Raw genomic sequence first — 16,896 nt, 5'->3', positions numbered from 1 at the left:
TTGATTATTGCCAGTAAGTATTTTGTATTAACAAAGGATTCTGAATAAGCAGGTTACGGTTAATGGGCCAGTAAATTCCTCCAGACTGTATCAAATCATTAAATTCCAGGTCATTGTTTTTAATTTTTTTATACCTGACCAGATCATACCACCTGTGCCCTTCACCCAGCAATTCACGCCTGCGTTCACTAAATACGGCATCAACCGCCTCACCATTGACGAGCGGATTATAGACCGGAAGTCCATGTTTTGTTCTGATTTTGTTTAGAATCACAATTGCACCCGGACGATCATTTAATACCGCCTTGGCTTCTGCCAGGAGCAAAGCAATATCCTCCATTCTGTTTACCACAGTAGTACTGGAAAAATATGCTATTGGCACATTCGTGTTCTGTACACTGACATCTGCCACTGCGAAAATCTTTTTAAACATAGGATAAGGTCTATCAAAGCCTGTAAACCAGAGATCACTTGTCACATTTTTGGTCAGGGTATCAATTCCAAACCGATCATCTTTAGCCTCTTTATAAATTGACAAAATTGTATCCTTAGGTACGTATATTGCCTGTATCAATCTATTATTTACCAGGGGTTGAGCCAAAGTAAGTCCTTCAATGGTCCCGGTAAAAGAAGTTTCGGCAGGCCTCCACCTGTGTCCGAAGCCCAAAACTACAGCCTTGACTTCATCATTGACTTCGCCACGGAACATCCTGCGTATATTGCTACCGTTGATGGGAAATGCAGCAGTGGCCAGCCCGAGATTTGACTCAGCATCCATCACCAGCTGCGCATATCTTGCGGTTTCTGCATAATTCCCTTGCCAGGCGTAAATATGCGCAAGGATGCCCCAGGCAGTATGCTTTCTAACCAAATCAGATTCCCAATTGTCTATATTCCGGCCATAGTATTGCCCGGTTTGTTCAGGAAAAGCACCATTAAACCTATAAGGTAAATATTGAACTGAAGCAATTAACTCATTTGCGGCAAAGGCCAGTACTTTCTGCTGATCTTCCCTTTTCTTATTTGCAAACTCACCATCATGCGAAGTAGTGATCAGCGGAACATCTCCCCACAGACGGACAATATAAAAATAAAGGAAGGCCCGCAAAACCCTCGCCTGAGCCATGTCCAGGTTAAAATTCTGCTCAGTATACCTAGGGTCTTTTTTGAAAATCTCGGGCGCACGTTCAATAAATAAATTGGCTGCATTTATAGCGGCGTAGAACCGCCTCCAATCTGACAAATCCTGAACAAGCGGATATTGAACATTAAGTTCATTATTATGTATTGATTTGATATCCTCTCTGGTTGTACCATCAAAATCAGCCATTCTTACATCGCCATAATACCAAAACCTGTTATTATCAGCCAGGGCAGATCTGCATAAACCGTAAACCCCAATCAAGCCGGCCCGGGCGTCTTCCATTACATTCCACATATTTTCCTCTCCAACTACCCTTGTCGGAGTAACATCAAGGATGTTCTTACAAGCACCTGACAACATAATTATCAGGGCAAAAAATAGAAATATCTTTCTCATTTAAATGTGCTGTTGATTATAAACTCATTTTAACTCCAACCGTATAAGTACGAGGTATAGGCAAGCCATATCCAGTGTCGTAACCGGTATAATCGACCAACTCAGGATCTCTGCCACTATAAGGTGTAAGCGTAAAGACATTGTTGACTGTGGCGTAAATAAAAAATCTATTGACATCGGCCTTTTTAAAGGAACGATTTATCAATTGTGTCATGTCATATCCCAGTGATGCCGTACGAAGCTTCAGGAACGACGCATTTTCTAAAAACAGATCCTGTTCCGCACGATAAGGAATAACACTACTCCAGACGTTATACAATGGATATTTTTTTACGTTCCCCTGCTCCTGCCAAAAAGTAATTTCTTTAATTGAGTTAATGTCATTACTGCTTTCACGATTGATAAAATCAAAACGGTTGGCCATTTCTTTGTTTAAAATATTTTTGCCCAGGTTATAGTAAAAGTCAAACCCTAAACTTATCTTTTTATAAGAAATGGTATTTGAAAAATTTCCGGACACGACAGGCATCATGTGTCCCATCAGTTTTTTGTCCTTTTCATTAATCGTAAAATCACCATTCAAATCCTTCCATCTAGGATCTCCTGCCTTTAAATCAACACCCTCATAATTTAGCTTACGCTGATTAGCAGGGTTTATTTCCACCTCATTATCAGCGCTATAGATGCCGTTATTTTCTAACAGCCAGAACTGATCCACCGAATTGCCCACCTGCAATAAACGATTCCCAATAATAATTGACTTCCTTCCATCTGGAAGCGACCTTAATGTGTTTCTATTATAGTTGGCTCCCAGCGAGATAGTCCACTTCACTTTATTCCTGGCAGGTAACAGATCAGCAGTCAGTGTCAGGTCAACACCCGAATTGTTTACATCCATACCCGGCTTATAAGCTTTGGTATAGCCGTACTCTGCCAATCCCGGAACTCCGAGAAGCTGATCCTTAGCGGTATTAGCGTACAAGTCAATTATCCCGTTTAAACGGCCTTTCCAAAGTGAAAAGTCAAATCCAACTGAGATTTGCTCATTGTAAGACCAGGGAATATCATACCCGATATATCCTTTGGTGTAGGGACGTACCAATCCAACTGTACCCGCATAAGATGGGACAAGGGGTTCTCCAGACCACCCAAAATCGACAACATACTGAGACCCCTGCGCATAACGGTCATTCAGTTCATTTCTTCCCAAAATCCCAAAACTTCCTCTCAGCTTTAAATCCGTCACCGTTTTGTTTTTGATGAGCAGGTGATTTTTAATATTCCATGAAGCTGATACAACTGGCGAATAAAACCATCGATTGGTCGGCTGCATATTTGAAATGCCATCAGCCCTCAAAAGCCCCGATACCGTTAACCAGTTTTTATATTTATAATCTGCTTTTCCATAGAAGGAAACCTGATTATTAACGGTCTTATCCAGGAATCTGAATATTAACCTACGGGTAAATATACTGGGTTGAAGGTCATCTTTGTTCAGCAGGTTTACTTTAATGTAATCCGTGCCGTTTCTATATCCATACGCATAATTATAGCGATAGGTGTCCCAATTTATCGACTGACCGCCAAGAAAATCAATTGTGTTATTATCATTAATTTTATAAGAATAGTTTATGGTATTGTCAATTACCAACCGTTGACTATATCCGAAATAATTTGAGGCAAAGGCAATCGTTTCCAGCAAAGTTGTAGGATTATACAAATCTCTGGAACCATCAGTGTAACTTACTCCCAGAAAACTGTTAAACCTAACTTTACCAAATGTAAGGCCCATGTTAAAATATCCGTTTAAAGTATTTGTTAGATTGTCATCAACCGCCTCCTTGTAGGCGGTAAGCATTCCACCATAGATGTCATTATTTGGTGATAAAGGCTGACTAAGATCAGGCAAATAACGGCCTTCAGCTATGCGGTCGCGACTGTACCTGTTACGTTTTCTATCCATCCTGCTTGCCATAATATTGGCAGTTGCAGTCATCCATTTAACAGGTTTCATATTTAAGTTAAAACCAACAGCATATTTATCAAGCCGAGTATCATCAGCAACGCCATTATTGCCAACCTTGCCTAATGAAAATTTAAAATTTGCTCTTTCTGTTCCACCAGTCGCACTCGCATTTATCGAATAAACCGCCGCCTTTTTATAATAAGAATCTGTCCAGTTTGATGGACCATAGTAAACAGTGTTTAGGGAATCCTTTAAAAAAGCAGCATAATTCTGCATTTGCGCCATGCTTGCGTACCGATTATAAAATTGTTCTCTGAACTTGTTTTCCGTAGCACCGTTAAAAGTAGTAACGGGAGCAGGATTCGCTATTCCAAAATAGGAATCGAATGAGATCGCCTTTTTGGTTTTTCCTGTCTTGGTTTTTACATAAATAACACCATTGGCTGCTTTAGGTCCATAAACAGCATATTGAGAAATGTCTTTAAGCAACTGAACAGATTCAACATTATCAAGATCAATGCCCGCAAGCAGATTGGTTGACGGGCCTATCCTACTGTAGTCGTACAGCTGAACATCATAGGCAAAGGGATGTTCATTTGAAATTACCGGTATTCCATCAATTACAATCAAGGGCTGCGATCTTACCAGGTCTTCGGCCGAAAACAGTGGTAACAATGTACCCCTAATGTGCATATACTGATAAACACCAGGCTCGCCACTTTGCTCCTGAACATATAATCCAGCAGCAGTACCTTTTAATGCCTGATTTAAAGAAGACGCAGGGAACAAGGGCAAGCTGATAGATTGCAAGTCCTTAACACTCGTACTCAAAACCGGCTTTACTGGCATGCTTACGATAACCGTATCTGGTTTTGGTTTTTGAGTGATTGTTTTTTGCGGTTTTGGTTTGGATGAAGGAGGTGATACCTGTGCCCGAACAGAGGACCCCATCAAAAGAAACAACCCTAAGAAGTATACAATTCGCATAATTAATTGTGTGTGGTTAGATATTTGGTATGTTTTGGTAACAACTAAGCTATTTCCGCTTCAACAAATTCAATTCATAATTAAACGAAGCTGGTTTAGCATAAAGCATGTAAGGTCCAAGCGGTTTAGGACCACAACCCCATGAGCCTACTCCAAGCGTTTTATAACTTACACAAAGTACAGTTCCTTTACTTTGAGGAAGATCAATCCGATAAGCCACATCTTCCATTTCTTCGTCTGTATACGGAAGCGCAGACACCTGTAATAAATTCTTATACGAGACTACCTTAAGTCCATAGCCAATATCATTTTTAACGGCTGCCCATCTGATATCCTCATGGTTACCACATTCCATCGGCTTTTCGTAAGGAGTGAGTTGAGCCAAAACTGTACTACCATAAAGACCAACGTCAGACCCGGATTTACGATCCGAATAATTTTCCATTGGCCCCCGTCCGAAATAACTAAAATCACCAAACTGCTTATCCATCAGAATCCTGACGCCCATACGTGCGATCGGTAATTCAGGTTTATTTGAACTTACATCATTAACTGATCTCAACTTACCATCGGAAGTAATGGTATACACTACATAATGGGTTACCTTGAAATCATTCTTACCCAAAGCAGTCAGATCAACGGTTACTACAATAGTGGCCTCATCTTTCTGCATGGTCTCCATTTTATTAACTGTCCATTTCAGATCCCTTAATCCATTCTTTTGCCAGTCAGGATCTGCCCACATATCATCTTTACGATGTGGAGCTCTCCATAAATGCAGCTTGGGACCACCGTTGGTTTGAAGCATATTGATTCCACCACGTGTAAGCGATGAAATAGTTCCTGACTTTTTATCGAAGGCCACGCTAAAATCTCCACCTTTAATTTCAATTGCATCACCAGTCTCAGCAAATACCACCTTGCCATTTAATGGCTGCTTAACCTCAACACTATTTTTCTGAGCTGGCATTTTTAACTGTTGTGAGGCAATTTCATATCCTTTCTTTGCCCACATCTGGTCCTTCATTAACGTATAAGACACGTTTAAAAAATACTCCGCACCTTGCTTGGGATTGACAACAGAAACTGGCAAATTAATAACCTTCTCTGTTCCGGGACCGATATCTGCAATATCGAAGTCGCCTTTAGAAATTTCTATTCCATTTTCTGAAAGTATCCAGCTCGCTTTAAATGCATTCAAATTTATAAACTGGTATTTATTTTTTATTTTGATTAAACCTTTGCTAAGGTTTTCATCTCTGGTGCCGATCCATTGGAACAACCTTTTCATTTCCGGATAATGCGGTTTTGGCGTTCGGTCTGCAGCAACAACACCTTTATGAATAAAAAGCCCATTATTTGGAAATTCCCCAAATCCACCACCATAAGCAAGAATTGGATGTTTCGGATCTCTCTTATTCCAAAGTGCCTGGTCCTGGAACTCCCATATAGCTCCACCAAGTACACTGGGATACTTATCAAACAAATCGTTATATTCCTTCAGTGACCCCATAGAATTAAACATCGCATGGGCAAATTCGCAAAGATAATAAGGCTTGGTAAGACTCGTATCCTTTGCACTTTTTTCAACCGATTCAGGACCGGAATACATTCGGCTATCAATATCTGCCGGATTTTTTTCTCCAGTACCAAAGCCCTCATAATGCGTTGGTCTGGTCTGATCTAATGCTTTTACGGCTTTTAAAGCTGCCACTAAGTTTATAGGTCCACTACCACTCTCATTACCCAAAGACCATATGATCACCGAAGGATGGTTTTTAAAATTCTGGACATTGGAAACGTTCCGATCTATCATTGCCGATTTCAAACGAGGATCTTCTCTATATTTGTTTTCCAGTCCATGGCACTCCACATTGGCTTCCGCAAGCACCCAGATGCCATATTTATCACACAACTCATACCAACGTGGATCATCAGAATAATGGGAGGTTCGAACGTGGTTACAATTACCTTGTTTCATTACCTCCAGATCCCGTATCATCTGGGATTCGGTAACAGCATGGCCAACATCGGGCCATTGCTCATGTCTGTTTACTCCTTTTAACTTTATTGGAATACCATTTACCAAAAATGTACGGCCTTTTATCTCAATCTCCCTGATACCTGTATGTGAAGAAAGCGTTTCTATAATTGTTTGTCCGGCTTTTAAGTTGATCACCGTAGTGTATAGTTTAGGTGTTTCGGCAGTCCATTTAACCGGATCTTTCACTTTAAAAGATAGATTTACTGAAACCTCTTCTCCAGGTTTTAACACAGGTACAGCCATTATAGTGGTAGAACCCGGGACCTCTTTTTCTCCGTCATAAAGCCGTGCTTCTACAGTTTTAGCCCCGCTTATAACCGTACTATAATTTTTTATTTTTGTTAAGATCTGAACAGTAGCATTTTTGTACTGGTCATCAAGGTCTGTTTTGATAAAATAATCCCTGATGTGCTGCTTTGGTGTTGACCAAAGTGTAACATCCCTGAAAATACCATTTAAGCGAAACATATCCTGATCCTCCAGGTAACTGCCTGAGGTATATTGATAAACTTCTACAGCGACGATATTTTTACCTGGTTTGGTATACTTTGTAATGTCAAACTCTGCTGCATTCCTGCTATTGACACTGTAACCAACTTTTTGTCCGTTTATCCATAAAAAGAATCCGGCATCCACACCTTCGAAGGTTAAAAAAATCTGTCTCGTTTTCCAGTCCAAAGGCAGATCAAAATCCCGTCTGTAACTTCCAACTGGATTTCTTTCTTTATAAGAGGTAAATTCCTTTGGTGTGTCATTCATTACAAAAGGAAAATTGGTTTTAAAGGTATAGCCCATGTTCCGATAAAATGGAGTGCCATATCCCTCTACCTGCCAATTGGAGGGTACAGGAATATTCTTCCATTTTGACACATCAAATGACACCTTATAAAAATCTACTGGTCTTTGTTGCGGCCATGGAACCCAATTAAACTTCCATGTTCCATTTAAACTTCTACTTAATGATGAGGCTTTCCTGTCGACATTTAGTGCCTGCTTCAAGTTACCATAAGGCATCAATGTGGCATGGGCCTCTTCTTTATTAATTCCCAGTAATTCAGGGTTTTCAATTTCCGAAGGAACAGGAGCATTGTTAACCGGTTCCTGTGCAAGGGAAGATAAGCTTCCAATAAAAAGAAACAGAAACAACGTTGATTTAATGAGTTGAGATAATTTAGACATAGTTTTTTAAAAATTTAACTTTGCAGTTTTGCTTGTTTTTTTATTAGATTATTTATCCGTTCGATCTGGCATTTTAATTTGCTTGTAATGTTCCAGGCTTTGTGCCGGAACTTTGAACCCCTGGGGTAATGGCATTTTAGAATACGTTTGAAAATACAACACCGACCCATCACGCCACCAAGCCGCTTCCCGCTGTTGTTCAGCCAGCAGTTGCTTAACCTGCACAAAACGTAAGGGATCAACTTTATCTTTAAGCCCATCCCATGTATTCTGCATTTTTTCAACGGCACTTACTCCTGAATAATAAGTGTATACCAGTTCTTCCCAAAGACTTTTGCCTGTAGGCATCCTGTACTTCCAGGGCACATGGTGGAACCAAAGCAATAACTCCGGTGGAATACTTTTGATGTCATTATACTTCTGTCTTACTTCCGGAAAGTACTGCTCCACCGCATTTGAGCCCTTGTCCGTACGATCTACGCCAAGACCCTCAGCATCCGCCAAATGGTAATCGTGCGCATTCCATCCTGGAATTTTATCCCATGGTCCAGGGCCATAATGTGTTCCCAGGTTCATAATGTGGTTGAGTCCGAGAGGCATCATATAATGTACAGCATGTTCTCTTGAAGCTAACATGTATTCTTTTACCGGCACCACAAAAGAAGGATCAGTGCTGAAGGTCATCTTCAGCCAGTCATCTGCAATGGTTTCAGGACTCGCTTCCGGATTCCAGGCCATTCGCCCAAATGCATACCAATTGGATTGTGCAAAAGGATGTCCTGTCCAATTGATATCGCTACCAATATTGGCAACTCCTGCAATTCCTGAAATCTGATGGGATTCTAGCTTACCCTCGACTATTTTTGCAATGGTTGAGCCCTTTCCTTTTGCATAGGTATCTGTTGATAGCGTTTCTTTAAACATAGGAGCCAGATACACAAGGTGAGTTGCAAAGCCAAGATATTCTTGAGTAATCTGAAACTCAAGCATTAGCTGTGTTTTTGGCATTGCTCCAAACAATGGATGAAAGGGCTCTCTTGGCTGAAAATCAATTGGACCATTCTTTGGTTGTAGTAAGACATTGCTTTTAAAATCTCCGTCAAATTTTTTAAATTCCTGGTAGGCCTGTTTAGCTCGGTCTTCTCCCTTAATATTTTCATACACAAATGCACGCCACATCACCACCCCATTATGAGGGGCCAAAGCATCAGCCATCATATTGGCCCCTTCTGCATGACTACGCTTATAGTCTTGCGGTCCTGGTTGCCCTTCCGAATTTGCTTTAACTAAAAAACCTCCGAAATCCGGGATGTACCTATAAATTTCATCGACCTTTAGTTTCCACCATTTGATCACTTCTGGATCTAAAGGATCAGCAGTTTTTAAGCCCCCAATTTCTATTGGTGCACTAAAACGTGCGGTCAGATAGACTTTTATTCCATAAGGTCTGAATACATCTGCGAGTGCGGCAGCTTTGACGAGGTAGATTTTTGTTAAACTTTTAGCGCTGGCGTTTACATTATTTATTACGGTGCCGTTAATACCTATTGATGCATTTGCCCTTGCATAGTCGGTATACCTTGGGTCAAGATACCCTGGTAAACGCTGCCAGTCCCATAAAGAAGAGCCGGCATAGCCCCTTTCAATGGTCCCGTTTAAATTATCCCAATGATTAAGTACACGATGCTGTATCTTTGGCTTCTCGACGATTAAGAGCTTTTGAATCGAATGTCTGGTTTGAATCAAACGTAAAAGATGATACGATCCATAAAGTAGACCAATATCAGTATTGGATGCAATTACTGTACAAGATCTTCCGTTGATTTGCACCGATTTGATCAGGTAGCCCTCCTTTCCAAGATCTTTTAATTCTACCAAATTAAGTCTAGCTATAGCAGCGTTAGTGCTCGGCGTTCCGAGCAGCAATGTCCCGTTTGCATTAACGGTCTTTACATGTGGTAAAGATACATTGAGTAAACCTTTCATTCCGATTTCCAGTTCGGTAATTGCTGCGATAAGGCTTGCTGAATTTCCACTTGCAGAAATCTGTTTGATAACAGAGTGGTAATTATTTTTTAAGCTTGTCTCATGAAGTGGTTTATATCTAAGCCATAAATCATAACCATTTTCGGCATTACTTTTAGTCCAAACAAGCAGGCCCAACAGTAATAAAACTACTCGGAGTAGAAATATTGGCCCTATATGGTGTGATGTCCACCATAGTAGGTCCTTAAAAATTTTGTACATTTGGTTAGTAAGTGAAATTAAAACTTTTGAAACGGTTTGGTTCTCTTGCCAAGGTTATACCTTAACTGATCCGGAGCGGTGCAAACGCTTCCGGGTCTTTTTTGCGCTATTGTGTGTAAAGTTTAAGCCATTACGATAATACTCCTTCCTTCAGTACGGTTTCCGCTTTTATACCTGTTTAACAATTCTTTTATATCTGGTTTATGCATATCTGCAAAAGACATTTTTGTCTTTATTTAGCACATTGACGAATAACTTTGTGGTAGGGAGTAGATAAAAATGAAAATATTTTTAAATCAGCAAATTATCAGAAGACCGTACTCATAAAAAATACCCATATCTAGGTATTTTCCGCTAAAAAAAGCCGGCTTACTTTTGGGAAGCTAAAGCCGACCCTATGAAAAATCTATTAAAAATAAAGCTATTGCTTTTCTTTCTTGCCTTGATCTTTATCATTAATTCTTGTAAAAAGAATAAAACTGAGTCCCCAGTCGTCGAAGAAGGTGGAGCACTGACATTAACCACGGTCGATACTGAGTATTTTGGCACTAATGTATCCGTTAAAATACAGGTAGCTGGAACTGCCAAAATGAGAGAATGGGGAATCTGTTGGAGTATAAACCAAAATCCAACTACTTCAAATGGAAAAAATACGGGTACCATACTCCCTGGCACCACCAATATGTCTACCAGCGTGCTCGCTACACCTATTGAACCCTGTGTTAAATACTACGTGCGTGCCTATGCCATTACTACTACCGGTCAAACCTATTACGGTAATCAACTCGATTTCAAAGCCACTGGCATATTAAATGATTGCCATCCATTCAACGGATTTTGGCAGAACTCAGCAGCAACTATAGTGTTCAAAGGGAATTTTGAACATTTCGAATTCTACTCTATCACGCCTACTGCGAAACCCGAATATGGCTGGAGAAATGCATTGGATAGAAATTTGATCTCTATTGGATCGAGCTATATCTATAATTTAGTTAAAAAAACGACAAATACATGGGGCTGCACGGTCTTGTGGACCAAATCTAATCCTGGAGCTACCCTTACAGAAGAAGTTAAACCCGCTGCAAATTCAACACTCACCTTAAGTAGTGATGAAAAGTCAGTAACAATTAGCTCTACTAGTCCCTTTGGAACCGGACCAGGGACGGCTGTACTTTATAAAAAACCGTAATTTTTTTACTTATTCAAATACCTTTTATATAATTCGGCGCAAGCCAACGCATCACTTAAAGCATCATGGTGATTTAATGGGATCCGGTATTCTTGACATAGAGAGGCCAACTTTTGTCCGTAGATTTTATAGGTACACTGTTTATTATACACAGGTTGTTCAATCTGATAATAATCCAAAGTTTGAGAAAGACAACTGAAATCAAAAGCACCATTGTGAGCCACGACAACTTGTCCTTGGATAAAATGAGAAATTTCAGTCCAAACAGTTGAAAAATCAGGAGATCTACGGGTTCGCTCAGGGGTAATGCCATGAACTTCAATGTTCCTGTAAAAATAAAAATTATCAGGTGGACAAACTAATCGGTTAATAGTCTCTTTAATTATCCCATTTTCAACACGCACCAAACCAACTTGACAAATACTCCAGCGTTTACCATGGGCAGTTTCAAAATCAATTGCCGTAAAATTATGCTCCATAAATTTAACCTTGTCCTAAGTTTTGGCAAACTTACATAAACTAATCATCTCATGAGTTGAAAAATGATTTGTCATAAATTTTATTTCAACAAACCATTTTGCAAGTGCTCGTGTTAATATTACACTTCTGAAAATTAATCCCAAAAAGTAAGTACCTAAACATATGGCTTATGGTAGACTGTTCAAAAAAAACGCTAGACAAGCTAGCCACTAAATAAAAGACAAACATCTATGGATGAAACCCTTGGATAAAGGTCGAGTGGCTGAGTGGTTAGGCAGGGATCAGCAAAATCTCTTACGCGGTTCGAATCCGATCTCGATCTCCATGGAGAGATAAATCATTTTTATTAACAGCAATCAGGCTATTATGGAAATAAAAAAAGATGAAAGACATTGCAATAATTTGTGCCGGAGGCTTTGGAAGAGAAGTTAAAATGTTGATTGATCAAATCAATGAAGTAGAAAAAAAATATAATCTTTTGGGATATTACGACGATGTTATAGCGCCATCAACTATCGTTAATGGTTATCCTATTTTAGGAAGAATTGAAACGCTAAATAACATTTCAACTGAGTTAAGTACAGTTGTAGCCATAGCTCTACCTGCTTTAAAAAGAAAGGTATTAAGTAAAATAAATAATCCCTTAATTGTTCATCCAACATTAATTCATCCTAATGTGATCATTGGAAAAGATCAGGTTTCTATAGGAGAAGGCTGTATCATATGCGCAGGAAATATTATAACTGTAAACATTGAAATAGGCAAACATATAATATTTAATTTAGGATGTACTTTGGGACACAATACGACGATTGGCGATTATTGTTCTTTTATGCCCTCAGTTAATATTTCAGGAGAAGTAACGATTTACAAAGACGTTTTTGTCGGGACTGGAGCCCAGATTATAGATCATTTACAAATCGGTGAAGGAACAATTATAGGTGCTGGCGCCGTTGTCCACAAATCGTTACCGGCAAACTGTACCGCAATTGGCAGCCCCGCAAGGCCCGTAAAATTTCATAAATAATCCTTAATCTATTACAAATACTAATATTAACTCTTATGGAAGAACATAAATTTCTCATCAATTTTTCAAAGCAATTTGATGAAACTGATCCCGAACTGATCAAGATCGACACTAATTTTAGAGAGCTGGATGAATGGAGCTCGTTAACTGCACTATCAGTTATGGCCATGTCTGATACAGAGTATGGTGTTAATTTAACAGCAGAAGACTTGGGAAAGTCTAGCACATTGGCCGATATATATAGAATAATAAAAGGAAAATTATAGGCTATTAACAATACAATGGAAGCAAAAATTAAGGCCATATCCTATTATTTACCGGAAAAGGTTTTCGATAATCAGGAAATAAATGAACTCTTCCCGGAATGGTCGATAGATAAAATCTCCAGTAAAACTGGAATTTATAATCGCCATATTTCGAATGAGGATGAATTTTCGTCAGATATGGCCGTTAAGGTGGCCGAGAAATTATTTGAAGAACATCAGATAGATCGGAATCACATTGACTTTATCCTTTTATGTACGCAAAGTCCGGATTACTTTTTACCAACCACCGCCTGTATTGTCCAAAATAAATTAGGAATTCCAACCTCTTGTGGGGCTTTAGATTTTAATTTAGGTTGCTCGGGCTTTGTTTATGGCCTAGGACTTTCAAAAGGTCTGATTTATAGTAGTGTTGCGACTAATGTTTTATTGATCACTGCTGAAACCTACAGTAAATTTATCCATCCACAGGATAAAAGCAATAGAACAATATTTGGAGATGCGGCTTCAGCTACTTTAATAACCATGAATGATGGATTTGCTGAAATAGGAAGTTTTGAACTTGGAACTGATGGTAAGGGTGCTGAAAACCTTATTGTAAAAAAGGGCGGACTAAGATTTCCAGGTCTTAGTTTACAAAATGAGGATGTTTTGGATGAATTCGGCAATGTGACTAACCCAGGTAAATTGTGCATGAATGGAGCAGAGATTTTTAGTTTTACTTCAACTGCAGTTCCTGAATTAATAAAAAATGTATTGTCTAAAAATAACATTCTGGCTGATGAGGTTAATTTATACATTTTTCACCAGGCCAATAAGTATATGCTAAATCATCTTCGGAAGAAAATAAACATTGAAGAAGAAAAGTTCTATTATTTTTTAGAGGACTGCGGAAATACAGTTTCATCGACTATTCCTATCGCTTTGACGGAAGCTAAAAAAGAGGACAAACTAAAAGGAAATGTTCTTCTTGCAGGTTTCGGAGTTGGTTATTCCTGGGCTGGTTGCCTACTTAAAATATCCTAACTCAGAAAGCTGAGCCTTAAACATAAAGAATTTGTTCATCAGTATAATAAGTGGTGGTATCATCTCGTATTTCTACTTTTATCGGTTTCCCTGTTGGACTACACTCCTTATTCGAATTATGAATCAGCAATAGATCAGGATCGATTTCATTAACTTTCAAAAAGTTTAGTTTTCTTGTTTCTTTAATACTGTCCAATAAAACATATTTAATTGTTTTATACAGTACTTTTACTTTATCCAGCGGGATTTTACTTGCTATTGAAAAAGGAGAAATTTCTGCAAACCAGAGAATTTCATCCGCGTAGGCCTCCTCGATTCCTCGAATCACCCGCTGATCCATTAGTACATATTTAATCTCTTCATTTCTATTAGAAAATTGATCTATTAAGTACTCGTAAGTCATTTCCTTACTCAATACGTCAGGAGCACTTGTTTGAATAGGGTTCAGACGGAATATGCTCAATTCGTAAACATCCTCAACAGAGAGGATTTGTCCACCGTTAAAATAAAGATTCAATAAACCATAATCAGCTTCCAGACTTTGTTCTATTACGCGCAGTTCTGCTGAAGGCATTAAGCTCATCTCCAAGACCGCATAATTCCTGAATTGGAACCACAAAGACAAACCTTCGCGCCATACCCTTTTCAATTCATGCCCAACCAGCAGCTCGCTTAACTCTATTTGAGAAAAATTTGCGCATTGTTCTTTCTCAATGTCTACTCTTTGCAGAACTCTATTTTTAAATCTTTTCTCAAAGATCTCCGCACAAATTTCTAGATAAGGTAGTTCAAACATAATTTAATCAAGTACTTGGTGATGTTTTCTTTAAAGATACGATGAATCAAAATGCTCTTGTCTATCTTTAGTCAATTCAGTATTGATCTAAATCAAATTTAATTCAACATCGACTAAATAGCAGCCTACTTTTTGCCCTTTGCATTGAGCAGCAGTATTTCTTTCAGCTCCTTCAATTCCTTCTTTAACAGATCAACCTCAGTTTTAAGCTGACTAATTTCTTCATCATGTTCCTGCCAGCCCTTCAGCAAAGGAACTGTCATGGTCTGATAATTCAGCGACAATGTTTTGTTCGCATCATTATCAATACGGATCAGCGATGGAAAATACTCTTGAACATTCTGTGCGATAAATCCGATCTGGTGCAGGTTCATATCCTTACGATCATAAGACACCGCGTGTAGTCGCCTTAAACTTTCTGAGACTGGAGGAATGGTCACAATATTCTTCTTGAGGCGCACATCGGAATTCGCTGTCACATCCCCTGTTGCAGTGATATCTCCAGAAACCATGACCTTTCCAGTCACACGCAGTTCCGAATTTACATCCAGAATGGTGAACATACCTTCCGCAGGTGTCAGTTTACCAATTAATGTGCCATCAATCGCCCCATTGGTAATCTCTACGGCATCTTTGTTCTGAATAGCCATGGTACCCAATCCAAGGTTTACTCTTGCTTCTTCCGCAGTAATAGCACCAGTTCCACCCTTTTCAATAGCCACAACGGTACCAGTACCACCGCCGCTTCCTGCGCCAAAAGCAAGTTCTGTCCAGTTTGCATCTACCAAACCACCTTTAAGTTGGTAAAGTTTTTCTTCTGAAATCACGTACACCAACATCCCGACACTTCTTCTTGCAGGGGTAATGCCATTTCGTCCTGCGATATCTGCTACCGAACGAAAACCTCCTTTACCATAAATCTCATTGTGTGTAGGATATTTATCGCTAAGGTCATTGGGTTCTACCGCACCGATCACCTTTACCTGTGCCGATGCACTCAGGCCAGTCAATGCCATTACTATTAAAAATGAATAGATATTCTTCATGCTTACTGAATATTAAAAGTTAGTCCCGCAGCGGTGTTGTCACGCTGCACATAAATCACATAGGATGTTGTACCTCCAATTGCATTGGTAAACGATCTCGTCGTCTTCTCAAAAGCACCTGTAGAATCATTTACCCCAACAATAACCTTAGTCCCACCGCCCCATGAAGCTGGAAAAGCAATAACCAATTTCTGTGGACCACTTGGCGTAGCTGATTTGTTGGATACCGCAGCTGTGGTACCGAACTCCTTGCCAGACAAGGCCAGAATCTGTGCGTCTGTTGGTGCAAAAGACACTCCATCCTCACCACCAGAGGTAAATCCCCAATAACGCTTCCACTGAAAGTCGATAGAGGCAGTCGCCGATGCCGTTTTATTATCTTTTGTCTTTACAGTCATTGTAAAGGAAGTTTTGGTGTTGTTTGTAGCTGTAGCGCTTTGTGTTCCGCTTACTGAAGCACCCGCAGCAGGTGTACTACTAAAAACATTGGTTCCATTTACCATAATCTCTGTAATTTCTTCTGTTGCAGCAGCCCTTGCAGCGCTCCATGACAGGGAAACAGAAGTACTACCAGCTGCCCCCATTTCTGCCACACCCGATGGTGTTGCGGTAAGTGATGCCGATGGTCCCACAGAGGGATAAAACACCGCCTCAATCCATTTCGCCAGGTCATTAGTGCCTGGATTTACATTCGTATAAAATTCTCCTGTGATCGGGCGGCTACCGTTAAAGCTCCCAATAGTACCACCGCCGCCAGTACCAGAGGTAGCAAAGTCAGTCCAGTTGGCATTATCACTCAGCTCTGCAGGTAAATCTTTACAGATCAACTGGAAAGTTTTAGCCTTCCCGGTACCATCGTCCATTACTGTACACAGCATTCCCGGCTGCCGCCTGTCGGCACTGATGTTATTCCGTTCAGCAACCGTCGCCACCTGGTGATGCCCACCTTTGGCGTCATTGGTATAGATAATCACTTTCCCTTCTTTAGGAATCAGCGGATTCCCGACAAACTGGGCTTTAGCATCCGTAGGATGAAAGCACCAGGTACTTAAAGCGAGCACCATAAATCGGATTAAATGGCTGCTCCATTTTTGTTTGATTTGCAT

The 16,896-nt window shown here is 39.8% G+C and carries 12 protein-coding genes and 1 tRNA gene; 5 read left to right on the top strand and 8 right to left on the bottom strand.

Going from position 1 to position 16,896, the window contains the following annotated elements; translation table 11 throughout:
- Positions 1 to 4: 4 nt before the first annotated feature.
- The 4 genes from FBD94_RS04725 to FBD94_RS04710 are packed head-to-tail and all read right to left on the bottom strand — an operon-like array spanning position 5 to position 9,963.
- Entirely contained in the window at positions 5 to 1,540 is a 1,536-nt protein-coding gene (locus tag FBD94_RS04725) for a RagB/SusD family nutrient uptake outer membrane protein (protein ID WP_225874603.1), read from the bottom strand.
- Positions 1,541 to 1,556: 16 nt separating this feature from the next.
- Positions 1,557 to 4,493 (bottom strand): SusC/RagA family TonB-linked outer membrane protein, encoded by a 2,937-nt coding sequence (locus FBD94_RS04720; protein ID WP_136879311.1) that lies wholly within the window; start codon positions 4,491 to 4,493, stop codon positions 1,557 to 1,559.
- 49 nt (positions 4,494 to 4,542) lie between these two features.
- Positions 4,543 to 7,716, bottom strand: a complete 3,174-nt coding sequence (locus FBD94_RS04715; protein WP_136879310.1) for a glycoside hydrolase family 2 TIM barrel-domain containing protein — start codon at positions 7,714 to 7,716, stop codon at positions 4,543 to 4,545.
- A gap of 48 nt (positions 7,717 to 7,764) precedes the next feature.
- A complete protein-coding gene (locus FBD94_RS04710; RefSeq protein WP_136879309.1) occupies positions 7,765 to 9,963 on the bottom strand; it encodes an alpha-glucuronidase family glycosyl hydrolase in 2,199 nt (732 codons plus the stop codon).
- 397 nt (positions 9,964 to 10,360) lie between these two features.
- On the opposite strand from FBD94_RS04710, the gene FBD94_RS04705 reads away from it, so the two are divergent.
- Entirely contained in the window at positions 10,361 to 11,152 is a 792-nt protein-coding gene (locus FBD94_RS04705; protein WP_136879308.1) for a hypothetical protein, read from the top strand.
- Between the two features lie 5 nt (positions 11,153 to 11,157).
- Here the strand turns inward: FBD94_RS04705 and FBD94_RS04700 are convergent, their stop codons facing one another.
- The gene (locus FBD94_RS04700) at positions 11,158 to 11,631 is read right to left on the bottom strand and encodes a 3'-5' exonuclease (protein ID WP_131606795.1); all 474 of its coding nucleotides are present in this window, start codon (positions 11,629 to 11,631) and stop codon (positions 11,158 to 11,160) included.
- Between the two features lie 253 nt (positions 11,632 to 11,884).
- Between FBD94_RS04700 and FBD94_RS04695 the strand changes: the two genes are divergently transcribed.
- The 4 genes from FBD94_RS04695 to FBD94_RS04680 all read left to right on the top strand — a co-directional run bounded on the left by FBD94_RS04695 (position 11,885) and on the right by FBD94_RS04680 (position 13,948).
- Positions 11,885 to 11,957 (top strand) — tRNA-Cys (locus FBD94_RS04695).
- 57 nt (positions 11,958 to 12,014) lie between these two features.
- A complete protein-coding gene (locus tag FBD94_RS04690; protein WP_136879307.1) occupies positions 12,015 to 12,659 on the top strand; it encodes an acetyltransferase in 645 nt (214 codons plus the stop codon).
- 35 nt (positions 12,660 to 12,694) lie between these two features.
- Entirely contained in the window at positions 12,695 to 12,925 is a 231-nt protein-coding gene (locus tag FBD94_RS04685) for an acyl carrier protein (protein WP_131606799.1), read from the top strand.
- Between the two features lie 15 nt (positions 12,926 to 12,940).
- Positions 12,941 to 13,948, top strand: coding sequence for a ketoacyl-ACP synthase III (locus tag FBD94_RS04680; protein WP_136879306.1), 1,008 nt, complete (start codon positions 12,941 to 12,943; stop codon positions 13,946 to 13,948).
- Positions 13,949 to 13,964: 16 nt separating this feature from the next.
- On the opposite strand, the gene FBD94_RS04675 is transcribed toward FBD94_RS04680, so the two are convergent.
- From FBD94_RS04675 to FBD94_RS04665, 3 genes are all read right to left on the bottom strand, one after another.
- Positions 13,965 to 14,744 (bottom strand): DNA-formamidopyrimidine glycosylase family protein, encoded by a 780-nt coding sequence (locus FBD94_RS04675; RefSeq protein WP_131606803.1) that lies wholly within the window; start codon positions 14,742 to 14,744, stop codon positions 13,965 to 13,967.
- 125 nt (positions 14,745 to 14,869) lie between these two features.
- Positions 14,870 to 15,790 (bottom strand): tail fiber domain-containing protein, encoded by a 921-nt coding sequence (locus FBD94_RS04670; protein ID WP_136879305.1) that lies wholly within the window; start codon positions 15,788 to 15,790, stop codon positions 14,870 to 14,872.
- Positions 15,791 to 15,792: 2 nt separating this feature from the next.
- The gene (locus FBD94_RS04665; protein WP_136879304.1) at positions 15,793 to 16,896 is read right to left on the bottom strand and encodes a hypothetical protein; all 1,104 of its coding nucleotides are present in this window, start codon (positions 16,894 to 16,896) and stop codon (positions 15,793 to 15,795) included.

This window comes from Pedobacter hiemivivus, from assembly GCF_005144565.1.
In the GTDB taxonomy this organism is placed as follows: Bacteria; Bacteroidota; Bacteroidia; order Sphingobacteriales; family Sphingobacteriaceae; genus Pedobacter; species Pedobacter hiemivivus.
Note: the sequence above shows the minus strand (reverse complement) of the source record. Positions and strands in the feature narration are given on the sequence as shown.